This is a genomic window from Methylobacter marinus A45 (assembly GCF_000383855.1).
GTDB classification, from domain to species: Bacteria; Pseudomonadota; Gammaproteobacteria; order Methylococcales; family Methylomonadaceae; genus Methylobacter; species Methylobacter marinus.
The window spans coordinates 2641912-2656854 of the sequence record NZ_KB912877.1 but is presented as its reverse complement, the minus strand read 5'-3'; the positions used below and the strand labels follow the sequence as shown (position 1 = coordinate 2656854).

At 58.0% G+C, this 14943-nt stretch carries 12 protein-coding genes; 7 read left to right on the top strand and 5 right to left on the bottom strand.

Annotated features, from left to right (window positions below):
- Positions 1–100: 100 nt before the first annotated feature.
- Complete coding sequence (locus tag METMA_RS0112500; protein WP_020159433.1) at positions 101–508, bottom strand: hypothetical protein; 408 nt, start codon at positions 506–508, stop codon at positions 101–103.
- A 283-nt stretch (positions 509–791) separates the two neighbouring features.
- On the opposite strand from METMA_RS0112500, the gene purM reads away from it, so the two are divergent.
- A complete protein-coding gene (gene purM / locus METMA_RS0112495; protein ID WP_020159432.1) occupies positions 792–1835 on the top strand; it encodes a phosphoribosylformylglycinamidine cyclo-ligase in 1044 nt (347 codons plus the stop codon).
- A gap of 344 nt (positions 1836–2179) precedes the next feature.
- Here the strand turns inward: purM and METMA_RS24545 are convergent, their stop codons facing one another.
- Positions 2180–2980: a DUF3530 family protein gene (locus tag METMA_RS24545; RefSeq protein ID WP_020159430.1), complete on the bottom strand. Its 801-nt coding sequence runs from the start codon at positions 2978–2980 to the stop codon at positions 2180–2182.
- Positions 2981–2984: 4 nt separating this feature from the next.
- A complete protein-coding gene (locus METMA_RS0112480; protein ID WP_020159429.1) occupies positions 2985–4040 on the bottom strand; it encodes an AI-2E family transporter in 1056 nt (351 codons plus the stop codon).
- Between the two features lie 426 nt (positions 4041–4466).
- On the opposite strand from METMA_RS0112480, the gene METMA_RS27510 reads away from it, so the two are divergent.
- Positions 4467–5681, top strand: coding sequence for a beta-galactosidase (locus METMA_RS27510; protein WP_027147286.1), 1215 nt, complete (start codon positions 4467–4469; stop codon positions 5679–5681).
- Positions 5682–5689: 8 nt separating this feature from the next.
- A complete protein-coding gene (locus tag METMA_RS24540; RefSeq protein WP_051114347.1) occupies positions 5690–8356 on the top strand; it encodes an NAD(P)-binding protein in 2667 nt (888 codons plus the stop codon).
- 82 nt (positions 8357–8438) lie between these two features.
- On the opposite strand, the gene METMA_RS0112465 is transcribed toward METMA_RS24540, so the two are convergent.
- A complete protein-coding gene (locus METMA_RS0112465) occupies positions 8439–8801 on the bottom strand; it encodes a hypothetical protein (protein ID WP_020159428.1) in 363 nt (120 codons plus the stop codon).
- 124 nt (positions 8802–8925) lie between these two features.
- Positions 8926–9462: a cob(I)yrinic acid a,c-diamide adenosyltransferase gene (gene cobO, locus METMA_RS0112460; protein ID WP_020159427.1), complete on the bottom strand. Its 537-nt coding sequence runs from the start codon at positions 9460–9462 to the stop codon at positions 8926–8928.
- 257 nt (positions 9463–9719) lie between these two features.
- On the opposite strand from cobO, the gene METMA_RS0112455 reads away from it, so the two are divergent.
- The 4 genes from METMA_RS0112455 to METMA_RS0112440 are packed head-to-tail and all read left to right on the top strand — an operon-like array spanning position 9720 to position 14746.
- Positions 9720–11504 (top strand): glycoside hydrolase family 2 protein, encoded by a 1785-nt coding sequence (locus tag METMA_RS0112455; protein ID WP_040591187.1) that lies wholly within the window; start codon positions 9720–9722, stop codon positions 11502–11504.
- A gap of 1 nt (position 11505) precedes the next feature.
- The gene (gene galT / locus METMA_RS0112450; RefSeq protein WP_020159425.1) at positions 11506–12600 is read left to right on the top strand and encodes a galactose-1-phosphate uridylyltransferase; all 1095 of its coding nucleotides are present in this window, start codon (positions 11506–11508) and stop codon (positions 12598–12600) included.
- 3 nt (positions 12601–12603) lie between these two features.
- A complete protein-coding gene (gene galK / locus METMA_RS0112445) occupies positions 12604–13677 on the top strand; it encodes a galactokinase (RefSeq protein ID WP_020159424.1) in 1074 nt (357 codons plus the stop codon).
- Positions 13643–14746 (top strand): aldose epimerase family protein, encoded by a 1104-nt coding sequence (locus METMA_RS0112440; RefSeq protein ID WP_198014506.1) that lies wholly within the window; start codon positions 13643–13645, stop codon positions 14744–14746. Before galK ends, METMA_RS0112440 begins: the two co-directional genes overlap by 35 nt.
- The last annotated feature ends 197 nt before the right edge of the window (positions 14747–14943 follow it).

The following is a 14943-nucleotide window of genomic DNA, read 5'->3' as shown; positions in this document are numbered from 1 at the left end:
CTGATTTCAGGAAGTCATTTTTAGCCAAATCCTAAGCGCCGGGTCGTAAAGCTTCGATGGCCGATCAGGCGGCCCGCCGGCCGCCCGTCCTGTCCGTTCTTTATTGCTCGGCCACTTTGATCAGCCAGCCGGTCTGGTCGTCGCAGCCCAGCACCGCCTTTACGTGCGCATTGATTCTGACGTAATTGCCGTTAAACGCCGCGGGCAGTTTGGCCCTGATGCGATGAAAGCTGGAGTTGCTTTCGACGGTAAACGGAATTTCCTGGTTCTTGGCCGTCAGTTTAAGCGTATTAGGGTCTGACCACGGCGATATCATAAACGACAATTCCGACTCAGGCGCGACTTCAACCCGCTCAGGCGCTTTATAGATAGGGAGATTAAAATTCATGAACTTGGGTTTTTTACAGATCACTTCTGTTTCGCCCTCGCTGCTGTAAGCGAGCGCCGCGCCGTTAAAAAGAACCGCGGCCATGAACAACGCGGCGTTTAATGGTTTTTTTATCTTCATATATCTTCCTCAACAGGGGGCATTGTTTGTATAGTAATCACCCGCCTTCACTTTAATTATTTTTTTATTGAAATTCAACTGGATTGCGTATTTTGCCGGTCGGTTCCGGCGACTATGTTATGCCAGTTTACCGGCAGTTGTGCTATCGCCCTCATGCGTATTTATCGCTGATCGACGATTTGAAATAATGCAGGATGCCGCTTTTATCCTTCGCACAAACGCGATGATGTTTAGTACAATAGCGGCCATCCAACCAACACATTATTAGCAAGAGAACATCACATTGAGCGAACAAAATCAAGACAGCTTGAATTATAAAAGCGCCGGCGTCGATATTGAGGCCGGCAATGCATTAGTTGAACGCATCAAGCCTATTGCCGCCAGAACCCGCACGGCGGGCGTAATGGCGGGTCTGGGCGGATTCGGCTCGATGTTCGAACTGCCGCTGGACCGTTATAAAAACCCGATCCTGGTTTCCGGCACCGACGGCGTCGGCACCAAGCTGAAGCTGGCCATCGAGTCCGGCATCCATAACACGGTCGGCATCGACCTGGTGGCCATGTGCGTCAACGACATTATCGTCCAGGGCGCGGAGCCGCTGTTCTTCCTCGATTATTTCGCGACCGGCAAACTCGATGTGGACAGCGCCGCCGCGGTCATTGAAGGCATCGGCAAGGGCTGCGAGCTGGCCGGCGCGGCGCTGGTCGGCGGCGAAACGGCTGAAATGCCCGGCATGTATGCCGACGGCGAATACGACCTGGCCGGCTTTTGCGTCGGCATCGTCGAGAAAAGCAAGGTGCTGGACGGCAGCAAGGTCAAAGCCGGCGACAAACTGATCGGCATCGCCTCGTCCGGCCCGCACTCCAACGGCTATTCGCTGATCCGCAAAATCATCGAACACAGCCAGGCCTCGCTGACCGATGATTTCCATGGCATTCCGCTAGGCGCCGCCTTGCTGGAACCGACGCGCATCTATGTCAAATCGCTGCTGGCGCTGCTGGACAAGATTGATGTCCATGCGCTCGCGCACATTACCGGCGGCGGCCTGACCGAAAACCTGCCGCGCGTACTGCCGGAAGGAATAAATGCGCGGATCGACCTGTCCGCCTGGCAGTTTCCGGACATCTTCCAATGGCTGCAGCGCCAGGGCAATGTCTCGCAAGCCGATATGCTGACCACTTTCAACTGCGGCATCGGCATGATCGTCTGCGTCGCCGCCGAGGATGAACAAGCCACGCTGGAAACGCTGGCGAGCCTGGGCGAAACCGTGTTCGCCGTCGGCGAACTGGTGCCGGCCGAGGGCAAACCTGCAGTGGTCTATCGCTAAGGAACGGGAATGAAATAAGACCCGCGATTGAGGCAGGATTTCTGTTCCTGTTCAACGACTGCATGGATGCAGGAGGTAGAGCACCAACAGTAGGCGCTTTAGGCGACGCATGGAGCAGTTGCCGAGGCGCGCAAACAGGCGCATAGCAAGCTATGTAACTGTTTGCGCAAAGCTTCCGCTCCTGCTCACGCCCCTTGCCTACATCCCTGTAGGCAACGCCGAAGAGGGACAGAAAGACGAGTCAATTGCGGGAGTTATAAAATTCACGTTCCTAAGATTGCGGAGGGCGGCAGCCGGCCGCCCTGTCCAAAAACCCGATTATCGCGGTTCCTGAAAAGCCGGATTCACTTGCGTCCCGCGGGTGTTCGGCCGGAAACGCCGCTCAGCCAGCTGTAGACCCGTTTGACGACCAACCCTTCATCGTGCGGATACCGATGGCCTTCGTCCTCAATCCTGACCTGCCGATAACTGCTATTGGCCTTCGCGGCCAGGCGGCGCTCCCTGGCGCTCTTTGTTACCTCCGGCACATCCAGCGCTCCGTAGATATCCAGCATCGGCTTCTTGATCTTGCGGATGAATTCCAGCGTTTGCGCGGTTTTCATGCCGGTCTCGGGCACCGGCAGACTGATCGTGACCAGCGCCTCGATGTCGGCCGCCCCCTCGCTAAGCGCATAGGCGGCCATCAAACCACCCAAACCGTAACCGACCACGACGATGCTTTCGGCGCCGCGCTCTTTCAGGTAATCGATACCGGCCTGAATCCGGGCCCGTGCTTCCGGAAACAGGCCGTCATATTCGCTCATTGCTGCGCCGCGTTCCCTGAGCGGCATCTGCAGCGCCAACGTAGCCCAGTGATGCGCGGGCAAGACGGTTCTCAAGGCGTTAATCAGCGGCTTTTGGTCCGGATGGCCGCCGATATCGTGCAGAATAAGGGCCGCGCCCTTGTCATCCGCCCTTTCCGTGTCCGCATAAAGGCTCAAAAATTGCCGGCCCCGCGCTTCCAGGCGAATGGCCTCGCCCATCGTCAGCATCCGGGTTATGTCATCGGCGAAATCCGCCTCACGTTTTACATCGCCGGCAACACCGGCCTGCCCGAAAAAACACCCTGCGAACAAAACAATACCGGCGTATTTAACTATTTTCATCGCCTTACCGTTGGCTGTAAAAAGCGCTATCCCGATAACTTTCATGCATATGCCGCAACAGCACCATGACCACCGACGCCACCGGCAAGGCCAGCAGGATGCCCAGAAAACCGAACAACTGCCCACCGGCCAAAACCGCGAAGATAACGGCCACCGGGTGCAGGCCGATCTTATCGCCGACCAGCAGCGGCGTCAGCAACATGCTTTCCAGGGACTGGCCGACCATAAACACAACAGCGACGGGAATCAGATACAGCGCATCGTGAAATTGCACCAGGGCCGCCGCACAGGCCATGACGATGCCGACGATGGCGCCCAGATACGGCACGAAGCTGATCAAGCCCGCCATCATGCCGATCAATAAAGCCAGATCCAGCCCTATGATGGACAGGCCAATGCTGTAAACAACCCCCAACCCCAGCATGACATAAAACTGGCCGCGCACAAACGCCGCCAGAACCGAGTTGACTTCGTCGGCCAGTTTGGCCGCCGTCGGCGCGATGCGGCGCGGCAGCAGATCGTAAATACCGGCGACCAGCTTGTCCCAGTCGCGCAACAGGTAAAACGTCACCACCGGGACCAGCAGTAAATTCATGAGCCATTCCGCGATCACGGCGCCTGACCGCGACAACGATCGCATGACATTCGCGGCGATGCCCCCGGCTTTCTGCCAGTGGTTTTTGAACACATCGATCAGCTCGTCGATGGCTACCGGCTTGATGTCCAGGCCTAGCTGCCGCTGCGCCCAGGGAATGACGTCCTGATTCAGCCAGGCGGCATAAGCCGGCAGATTGTTGACCAGACGCCCGACCTGATATTCCAGCTGCGGAACCAACAGCAGCAAAACCAGAAACAAAACCAGACTCATGACCGAAAACACGACGATGACCGCGGTAATTCTCGATAAACGGTAGGTTTCGAGCTTATCGGCCAGCGGATCGCCCAGGTAAGCCAGCATCGCCGCAAAAGCAAACGGCATTAACACAGGCGCCAGTAAATAAACCAGCCAGGCGGCAAACACGATGAAGGTAAACATCAGCCATTTTTGTGAATCAGTCATCAACTACTCCGTTTATAGATCTGCTCCGGCAATCAATTACCGGCATTGTTTAATCATAGCGCTCAATCCAAGGATGAGCATGAGCAAGTATAGGCGTTCATGGCAACAATACCGAACTCATGCTCAAAGCCTATGTGTTCGGCAGCGCACAGACGTTGGCGGACAGAGATCCTAAATTTCATCTTATGCGGCAGCATCATGACATGAAATTACGCTCAGAAATACACTCAGTTTGCATCTTTAAAGAGGGACGATAACCATGAATATCATTAAGAATAGCCAGGAATGCAGCGCCTCTTTTCCTCACCGGGCAACAATCAAAATGCATTCCACATCGATAAATCCGCCAGCACTTCATGTTACGCCTTCCCGACCCGGATCCATCGTACCCAGGCCGCAAAACGGCCAGGATGAGGCCGTCGCCTCATGAATGCGAACGAAAACCTGTTTTACAGTTTTTGGCAGGGGGGTTACGAGGGCGCGGATCACGTCAACAGCACCGGACATCCGCTGGATATGAACGATAGCAACCAGCACAGGATGCGCGTGCGCGAGGACTATCTGCATTTGCAGCCTTTCGGTATCCGCACCATTCGCGAGAGCATCGGCTGGCGCATGGCGGAGCCGACCCCCAATCACTACGATTTCAGCTTTCTGGAGCCCTTGATCGAGGCCGCGCAGGAATTCGACCTGCAGATCCTGTGGACGCTTTGCCATTATGGCTGGCCGCGCGATATCGATATTTTCTCGGCCGGATTTATCGAGCGTTACGCCCGCTATGCAGCGGCGGCGGCGGAGTTCCTGGCCCCTTTCAGCAAGAGCGAACCTGTCTACACGCCGATCAACGAAATCTCGTTCCTGGCTTATGCCACCTGCGAGACGACCTTGATCCACCCATACGGCCCGCACCTGCGCGAGCGCAGCGTGGAATTCAAACGCCAGCTCGTGCGCGCCGCGATCGCGGGCATGGAGGCAATCTGGAAAGTCGACCCACGCGCCCGTTTTCTGCATGTGGACCCGCTCATTCATGTGATCGCGCCCGAGGGACACCCGGAACTGGCGGAAGTGGCTGAGCATGTGCGCCTGTCGCAATACCAGGCCTGGGACATGCTGGCCGGTGCGATAGAACCGGAGCTGGGCGGCGCGTCCAAGTATCTCGACATCATCGGCGTCAACTACTACCACAGCAATCAGTGGGAGTGGGAAACCTTCAACACCCTGTTCTGGCATCTTAAGGACCCGCGCCGCAAGCCGTTCAAGGACATGCTCGCGGAAATCAACCAGCGTTACGGTCACGGCCGGCCGCTGGTCATCGCCGAAACCAGCCATGTCGGTTCCGGCCGCGGCGAGTGGATAGCCGACATTACCGAGGAAGTCATACAGGCCGCTCAGGAGGGCGTGGTCCTGCAAGGCATCTGCCTTTATCCGATACTGGACAGGCACGGCTGGGAGAATCTCGATCACTGGCATCGAAGCGGCTTATGGGATATACACCCCGATCCCCAGGGCAACCTCGTGCGCGTCATGGACAAGCGCTATGCCAAAAGCCTGGTCGAAGCCCAGTGGAGACTGGCGAAAACCCCTTATTACCAAACCTTCCAGCCCCATCAAGATCAGCCTATCTTCTATCAAAAACATTAGGAGACACCATGTCAACGATTATCGTTTTTTCTCATCTGCGCTGGAATTTTGTGTTTCAGCGCCCGCAGCAGCTCATGACCCGGCTTGCCCAACGCTATCGGATTGTCTTTCTGGAAGAACCTGTTTTCCATGACGGCAAGGCACACTGCGTGCACTACGAGGCGGCGCCGAACGTGCGGGTCGTCCAGCCGCACACGCCGATATCATCGCCCGGTTTTCATGATGACCAGCTCGCTACGATAAACAGCCTGCTGCCGGATCTGATTGATGAACTAAACATCGAGGACTATATCGCCTGGCTGTATACGCCCATGGCGCTGCCTTTGATCAACCAGTTGCGGCCTAAAGCCATCGCTTATGACTGTATGGATGAATTGACCGGCTTTCTGCAAGCACCGCGCCAACTGGTACAGCGCGAGCACGCATTGCTGAAAGCGGCCAATGTCGTGTTCACGGGCGGCATCAGCCTCTACCATGCGCGGCGCGACAAGCACCCTGCCGTCTACTGTCTGCCGAGCAGCGTTGATGCCAGCCATTTTTCCCGCGCGCTCGATCGCGCCATTGCCCATCCGGATCAGCAGGACCTTGGCAGCCCGCGCCTGGGTTTTTTCGGCGTCATTGATGAACGCCTCGATCTCGGCCTGCTCGGCGCACTCGCCGACAGCCACCCCGAATGGCAAATCGTCATGGTCGGCCCGTTGGTCAAAATCCCCGAGAGCTGGTTGCCGCAACGCCCCAATATCCATTATTTCGGCCAACAGCCCTATGAGCAACTGCCGCATTTCCTGGCCGGCTGGGATGCCTGCCTGCTGCCTTTCGCGCTGAACGACGCAACCCGTTATATCAGTCCGACCAAAACCCTGGAATACATGGCGGCGGATCTTCCCATCATCAGCACGCCAATCAAGGACGTGGAGGAACCATACGGTCACCTGGTCCATATCGCAGCGGACGCCGAGGCCTTCATAGCCGCTTGCGAGGCGGCGCTCAACGAAAGCCCGGAACGCCGCCAGGAACGACTGACGGGTTATCATGAAGTGCTGGCCTCGACATCCTGGGACCAAACCACCGACGTTGTCGCCGGCCATCTCGAGGCGGCCTGCCTGCAGGGATTGAATGAGACCGCGCGCCTGATGCTGACAGGCTATCGCCCCTCCCGGAACGCGCCCTTGCCCCATCATTTCGACAGCGTGATTCTCGGTGCCGGGCCGACAGGGCTTGCGGCCGCCCATTACCTGCCTGAGAATACGCTGCTGGTGGAAAAAAACGACCATGTCGGCGGCTGCTGCCGCTCCATCAATGAAGCCGGCTTTACCTTCGACCATGCCGGCCACATCATGTTTTCCAACGACGACACGGTACTGGCGCTTTACGATATGCTGCTCGGCGACAACGTGCACTGGCAGGATCGGGAAGCCTGGATATACAGTAAAAACGTCTATACGCGCTATCCGTTCCAGGGCGCGCTTTACGGCCTGCCAGTCGATGTCATCAAGGAATGCATCGTCGGCGCCGTCGAGGCCCGGTTCGGCAAATCCGATACCGGTGCGGCCGATACGGCTTCCAGACAGGTTTCGTTATGCAAGCCGACTCTGCTCAACGACTGTTGCGCGGACGGCATCCAGGAAGCGACAGCGCCGCTGGCCTTCGCGCCCGGCCTGAAGCCGTCCCAGCCTGCCGCGCAAAATTTCGAGGATTTCATCTATCAAACCTGGGGCGCCGGCATCGCCAAGCATTTTGCCATTCCCTACAACCGCAAGCTCTGGGCCGTGCCGCTCAAGGAAATGGAAACCTCCTGGCTGGGCGGCCGGGTACCGCTGCCGAACCTGGAAGAAATGATCGAAGGCGCGCTGCGGCCGGTCGCCAAGCCGATGGGCCCCAATGCCCGCTTCGGCTATCCGTTGCGCGGCGGTTTCCAGGCGCTCATGGAAGGCTTTCTGCCGCATATTAAAGGCAAAATCCTGTTGAATACCGAAGCCGTCGCGGTATCGCCCGCGCGCAAGACTGTGACTTTCGGCAATGGCCGCACCGTCATCTATGACCAACTGATCAGCACCCTGCCGCTGCCCCTGCTGATCCGCGCCATCGGCGATGAAGCGCCCGGCCCCGTCAAAGCCGCCGCGGAACGCCTGCGCCATGTCTCGGTCCGTTGCGTCAACTTGGGGATAGGCCGCGAAGCGCTGACCGAGAAGCACTGGATCTATTATCCCGAGGAGACGGTATTCCACCGCATTTTCGTTCAGGGTAACGCCAGTCCTCACTGCAACCCCGCGGGCGGCTTCGGGCTCACCTGCGAGATCACCTATTCACCCGACAAACCCCTGCCCTGCGATGGCGACGAACTGATCAGGCGCTGCATCGCGGATTGCATGGCCGTGAGCATGATACGGCACGATGATCCGGTCATCGTCGCCAACCAGGTGGACATTCCTTATGGCTATGTCGTTTACGATCATGCCCGGACCGAAGCCGTGGCCATTATCCGGGAATGGCTGGCGCAACACGATATTCTGCTGGCGGGGCGGTACAGTGAATGGGAATACTACAATTCCGACCATGCCTTTCTGGCCGGCAAACGCGCGGCGGAAGCGGTACAGAAAAAACGCCTCGCCTCGGCACCGTTACGAAAAAGAATGCCCGCCGGCGATTCGGTCATGCGCGAGCGGCACTTGTGATGATCAAGAGATTTTGAGTAGATGTCGGGTTACGCTATCGCTAACCCGACCTACGCGTCTATATAGTATGGGATGGATCAAGCTAGACTTTTTTATTGATGATGACTTTATCGTCAATAATGAGTTCGGAAATGCCGCCCAGATTCACATTGACGGTGCAGGACGCCGCTTTAAAGCCGTCCTTGTTTTCGCCGACCCACTTCAAGGTAATATAAGTCTCTTTATCGCTTTTTGTTTCAGAGGGGAAAAATACCTGTTCGCCCGTATGCTGCTTGATCGCCGCCGGGCATTTGTTGTTGGCCATCGACTGCATGGAGGCATAGACTCTGATCTGTGACGATTGCTCCATTTGCTCCGGAGACTGGCTCTTGTTTGTACCTACCATGATGAAGCCTATGACAAAAAAGGCCACCACGCCTATTATCAATTTAGTTGTTTCACTCATTTGCGTTCTCTTCCTGTTTTATAGTTATTACGCCGTGCTACCGGCGCCATGAAGTATTACCCTTCGGATTCTATGCGAATTATTTATCCTCAGCAATGAAAGATATCCGTGGCCTAAAAACCTTTTAAAATTCAATCCCCTGCTCGGCTTTGATGCCTTGTTCGTAAGCGTGCTTGATTTTGGTCATTTCGGTGACGGTATCGGCACAGGCGATGACTTCAGGCGGCGCGTTGCGGCCGGTCAGGATCAAATGCATCCAGGACGGCTTTTGCTGGCGGATGAAATCGGCGATCTCCTGCCCCGAAATCCAGTGATAACCGCAGCAATAATTGATTTCATCGAGCAAAACCAGATCGAACTCGCCGGAAGCCATTTTCTGCTTGCTGAACTCCCATATCGCCCGGCTGGTCTTGATGTCCTGCTCCGGATTCTTGGTGTCCCAGGTAAAGCCGTCGCCCAGGGCATGCCATTCGATGTTGTCGAAGCGCTCGGCGGCCTTTTGCTCGCCCGTTTGCCATTGTCCCTTGATGAACTGGATCACGCAGACTTTCATGCCCCAGCCCGCGGCACGGAACACCATGCCCAAAGCGCTGGACGATTTACCCTTGCCTTCGCCGGTATTGACCACCACCAGTCCCCGCCGCCTGTCTCTTGTTTTCATAGATCTCCTTCCGTCATCTGATTACCCGATTGATAAGGAATGTGAATTTTATAATTCCCGTTCCAAAGTTGCTCATTGTAACAAGTTTTAAATTCAGGCCCGGCTCGCCATCGTCAATGGCGCCTGATCCGGCGGCTTGCAAGCGAATCTGCCGGGCATCTGCCGCAGTGATAAAAATATCCCGCCGAACTGTGCACGGGACGGATGGTCTGATGGTCTATACGAAGTTGGTCAACTTGTCTAATAAGGAGATCGCTGTGACTTGCCCCTACCCCCGTCCTCAACTGGTACGTAAGCACTGGATGTCATTGGATGGACCTTGGCGCTTTGTCTTCGACGATCAACGCAAGTTCCGCCAGCCATCCGATATTACCGAATGGCCGCTGGAGATTCTGGTGCCGTTCCCGCCGGAATCGCAAGCCAGCGGCATCGGCGACCGCGGGTTTCATGCCGCCTGCTGGTATGAGCGCGATTTCCATATCAAGCCCGAAAATGACGGCCGCGTGCTGCTGCGTTTCGGTGCCGTCGACTACTTCGCCAAGGTGTGGGTCAACGGCTGCCTGATCGTCAGCCATGAAGGCGGGCATACGCCGTTTTTCGGCGATATCACATTTGCGTTGAATGACTCGGGCGACCAAATCGTGACCGTCTATGTGGAAGATGACCCGCATGAACTGGCCAAGCCGCGCGGCAAACAGGACTGGCAACGGGAGCCGCACTCCATCTGGTATCCGCGCACGACCGGCATCTGGCAGACCGTATGGCTGGAACGCGTGGGCCGCAGCTATGTCAGCAAAATCCGCTGGACGCCTCATCTGGAGGAATTCTCGATCGGCTTCGAAGCACGCGTCATAGGCGGCGATACCACCGGCCTGTCGGTGGAGGTCAAGTTGCAGCATCAGGACCGCGTACTGGCCTGGGACAGCTATCATGTCATCGACGGCGATGCGGACCGGCGCATTATCCTGTCCGATCCCGGCATCGACGATTTCCGCAATGAACTGCTGTGGAGTCCGGAACGGCCGACACTGCTCGACGCCGAGATTCGCCTGAAACGCGGCGATGAGGTACTGGACGAATTCACCTCCTACACGGCCTTGCGCTCGGTCAACATCCTGCGCGACCGCTTCATGTTGAACGGCCGCCCGTACTTCCTGAGACTGGTGCTGGATCAGGGCTATTGGCCCGACACCCTGCTGGCGGCGCCTGACGACGATGCCCTGCGCACCGATATCGAACTGGCCAAGGCGATGGGCTTCAATGGCGTGCGCAAACACCAGAAGATCGAAAACCCGCGCTATCTGTACTGGGCCGACAGGCTGGGCCTGCTGGTCTGGGAGGAAATGCCCTCCGCCTATCAGTTCACGCGCACGGCCATCAAGCGCATGGTGAAGGAATGGGCCGAAGCCATCGAACGCGATTACAGCCATCCCAGCGTGATCGTCTGGGTGCCGTTCAACGAATCCTGGGGCGTGCCGGAACTGACGTCGCTAGAGGCGCATCGCAGTGCCGTCGTGGCGCTTTACCACCTGACCAAAACACTGGATGTGACCCGGCCGGTCATCGGCAATGATGGCTGGGAAAGCAGCGCCACCGACATTCTCGGCATTCACGATTATGATCCCCGCCCGGACCATCTCAGGGCGCGCTATGGCGCCGAAGCGAATCCCGAACAGTTGTTCGACCGCCGGCGCCCGGGCGGCCGCATTCTGACCCTGGATGGCTACCCGCATCGCGGCCAGCCGATCATGCTGACCGAATTCGGCGGCGTCGCCTACGCCAAATGCCCGCAACCGGGCGTGCGGCAGACCTGGGGCTATTCGGCCGTCCATAACGACGAGGAATTTACCCGTACCTATAAAGCACTCATCGCAGTCATTACCGACGCGGCGCTGTTCAGCGGCTTCTGTTACACGCAGTTCGCCGATACCTTTCAGGAAGCCAACGGCCTGCTGTGCGCCGATCGCACTCCCAAACTGCCGCTGGACGTCATTGCCGATATCACGCGCATGTCCAGCTCCCATATTCACGGAGGCGTCTGATATGTACATGCGCGAATTGACCAAGCCGGACGGCCGGCATCTCTGGCTGTACAGCCGGCACCCGCTTGATGACGCAAGTGTAAGCGCGCCCAGTCCGTTCCCGGAGTCGCTGCAGGCTAATCCGCATTTACGCTGGCATCCCTTACTCGGCGAATGGGTCACTTATGCCGCCTATCGGCAGGGGCGCACGTTCCTGCCGCCGCCGGAATACAACCCGCTGGCCGTGACCACTCAGGCCGACAACCCGACCGAACTGCCGCCGGGCAAATGGCAAATCGCTGTCTTCGACAACCGTTTTCCGTCCTTGAGCCTGGAAGCGCATTCCGCACCTGACCTAATCGTGCCGACGAGGCCGGCAACCGGCAAATGCGAAGTCGTGGTGTTTACGCAGGACGCCCATTCCTCGCTGGCGGCGCTGCCGCTGGCGCATATCGAATTGCTGTTGCAGGTCTGGGCGGAACGCACCCAGCAACTGGGCCGGCATCCCGACATCGCTTACGTGCTGCCGTTCGAGAACCGCGGCGCCGAAGTCGGGGTCACGCTGCATCATCCGCACGGGCAAATCTATGCCTATCCGACCGTGCCGCCCGTGCCCGCGCGCATGCGGCAAGAAGAACTCAGCCATTACCGGCTACATGGCCGCAGTCTGCTGTCTTCATTGATCAAGCAAGAACTGCGCGAGGCGAAACGCATCCTGTACCAGGGCGAACACGCCGTCGCCTTTGTGCCGGTCTGCGCACGCTACCCGTATGAGGTCTGGGTGGCGCCGATCGAGCCCGTGCCCGATTTTACCAAGCTGAACGATGTCCAGGGCGCCGATCTGGCGCGCGCGCTGAAAACCGTGTTGATGAAATATGATGCCTTATGGCATAGGGCCTTTCCTTATCTGATGGCCTGGTATCAAGCCCCGACCGATGATCAGAAGCATCCCGAAGCGCATCTGCACGCCGAATTTTTTCCGCCTTACCGCACGGCGGACAAACTGAAATACCTGGCCGGCACCGAATTGGGCGCCGGCCTGTTTGCCATGGACGTTCTGCCCGAGGATAAAGCGCGCGAACTTCAGACTATTAGCGTCGATATTGGGAGCCTGTAACTTATGAAAACATTCACCGCCATATTCGGCACGCATCCGACCGCCAGCGCCGAGGCACCGGGACGCGTCAACCTGCTCGGCGAACATACCGACTACAACGACGGCTACGTGTTGCCGACGGCGATCCGGCAATCCACGCACGTGCTGCTGCGCCCTAACGAGGGCAACATCTTCAGGGTTTATGCCGCCAACCTGAACCAGTTTATAGAATTCAATATGGCGGGCATGCCGGAGGAGCATTTTGGCCAGTACATCTACGGTTGCCTGAAACAAGTCGAAGCGCTCGGCATCGATGTGCCGAAACTGGACATTTATATCGCCTCCAACATCCCTATCGGGCTGGGCCTGTCTTCCAGCGCCGCGCTGGAAGTGGCAATGCTGCGGGCCTTGCGTGTACTGCTTTCGCTGCCGCTGGACGACGTCCAGATTGCCCGGCTCGCGCAACGCGCCGAAATCGACTACGCCGGGGTCCATTGCGGCCTGATGGACCAGATGGCATCCAGCCTGGCCGACGTGGGCCAGATGCTGTTTCTCGATATGCGCACGCTGGATCGACGTAAGCTGCCGCTGCCGGCCGGCAGCGAAATTCTGGTGCTCGATTCCGGCGTCATGCGCACCCTGGCGGGCAGTCAATACAACGAGCGCCGCGCCGAATGCGAAGCGGCGGCCAGGCTGCTGGGCGTGGCCGCGCTGCGTGACGTGCCGGAGCCGAGCCTGACGGAATCGCTGCCGGAACCGCTGTGCCGCCGCGCCCGTCACGTGGTCAGCGAAAACAACCGCGTGCTGCGCGCCCGCGAGCCCATCAGCGCCGATAAATTCGGGCAGCTGATGAATGCCTCGCACGACAGTCTGCGCGATGATTACGAAGTGTCGATACCCGAACTCGACGAACTGGTCGCGATTCTGCAACGCCAGTCCGGCGTATACGGCGCGCGGCTTACCGGCGCCGGTTTCGGCGGTGCCTGTGTGGCGTTGTGTGAACAGGGGGCGGCGCGGCATATCGGCCTGGAGACCCTGAAGCTTTACAACCGGTCCGGCCGCAATGGCTGTCTGCTGGTTCCCGAGCCGTCACGGTAAAAACATGCCGATCACGCGGCAGCCGCTAGGCTCGACTCATGACGGCCGGCCCGTCGATGGCTATACGTTGACCAATGACGCCGGCATGGCCGCGAAGATCATGACCTATGGCGGCATCCTGATGTCGTTGCAGGTGCCCGACCGGCACGGCCGCCTGACCGATGTCGTGCTCGGCTTCGACACCCTGGAGCCTTATCTGGGCGAGCATCCTTATTTCGGCGCCATCATCGGCCGCTATGCCAACCGTATTGCCCAGGGCCGGTTTCGTTTGCAGGGTATGGATTATCAGTTGGCCTGCAATAACGGTCCCAATCACCTGCATGGCGGCCGGGCCGGATTCGACCGGCGCCTGTGGCGGGCGCGGCCGTCCGGCCCGGAAACGGAGCCGCGGCTAACGCTGAGCTACCTGAGCCCGGACAGCGAAGAAGGCTATCCCGGCAATCTGCAAGCCGAAGTGACTTATACCCTGACGGCACGCAATGAACTGCGGCTCGACTATCGCGCCCAAACCGACGCGCCGACCATCATCAATCTGAGCCATCATGCCTATTTCAACCTGGCAGGATGCGGCACGGTGCTCGATCATCGCCTGCGTCTGCTGGCGGACCGCTTTTTGCCGGTCGACGACACGCTGATCCCTACTGGCGAACAAGCCCCTGTGACCGACACTGTCATGGATTTTCAACGCTTGACGCCCATCGGCGCGCGACTGCAACCAGATGATGAACAGTTGCGCCGCGCGGCGGGCGGTTATGATCATAACTGGATCGTGTCGAAAGCCTCCGGCCATTGCCAATTGGCCGCCGAAGTCACGGAACCGTCAAGAGGGCGCCGCATGAGCGTCTATACGACGCAGCCCGGCATTCAGTTCTACAGCGGTAATTTTCTCGATGGCCGGCTGTGCGGCAAAGGCGGCCGGTTTTATGAAAAACACGCGGGCTTCTGCCTGGAACCTCAGCATTTTCCCGACTCCCCTAACCAGCCCGCGTTTCCCTCGACGCTGTTACAACCGACTGACGACTATCGTCACACCACTGTTTACCGGTTTGATGCCGGTCTGCGGCTATAATGTTGACGCACCAACAGAACGCCGCCTCACCCGACATACGATGTTGACGCGCTTTATGGATAAGCCTTCAAATCAGATCGAATCATGCGGCAATATGCCTTATTGGTGCAAAAAAAAGAGACATTGCGCCTTACTGATGCACTCAACCGCCGTCGACGGACCTCCCCGACGCGCCTTTTTATCGGTGCCGATGCTGT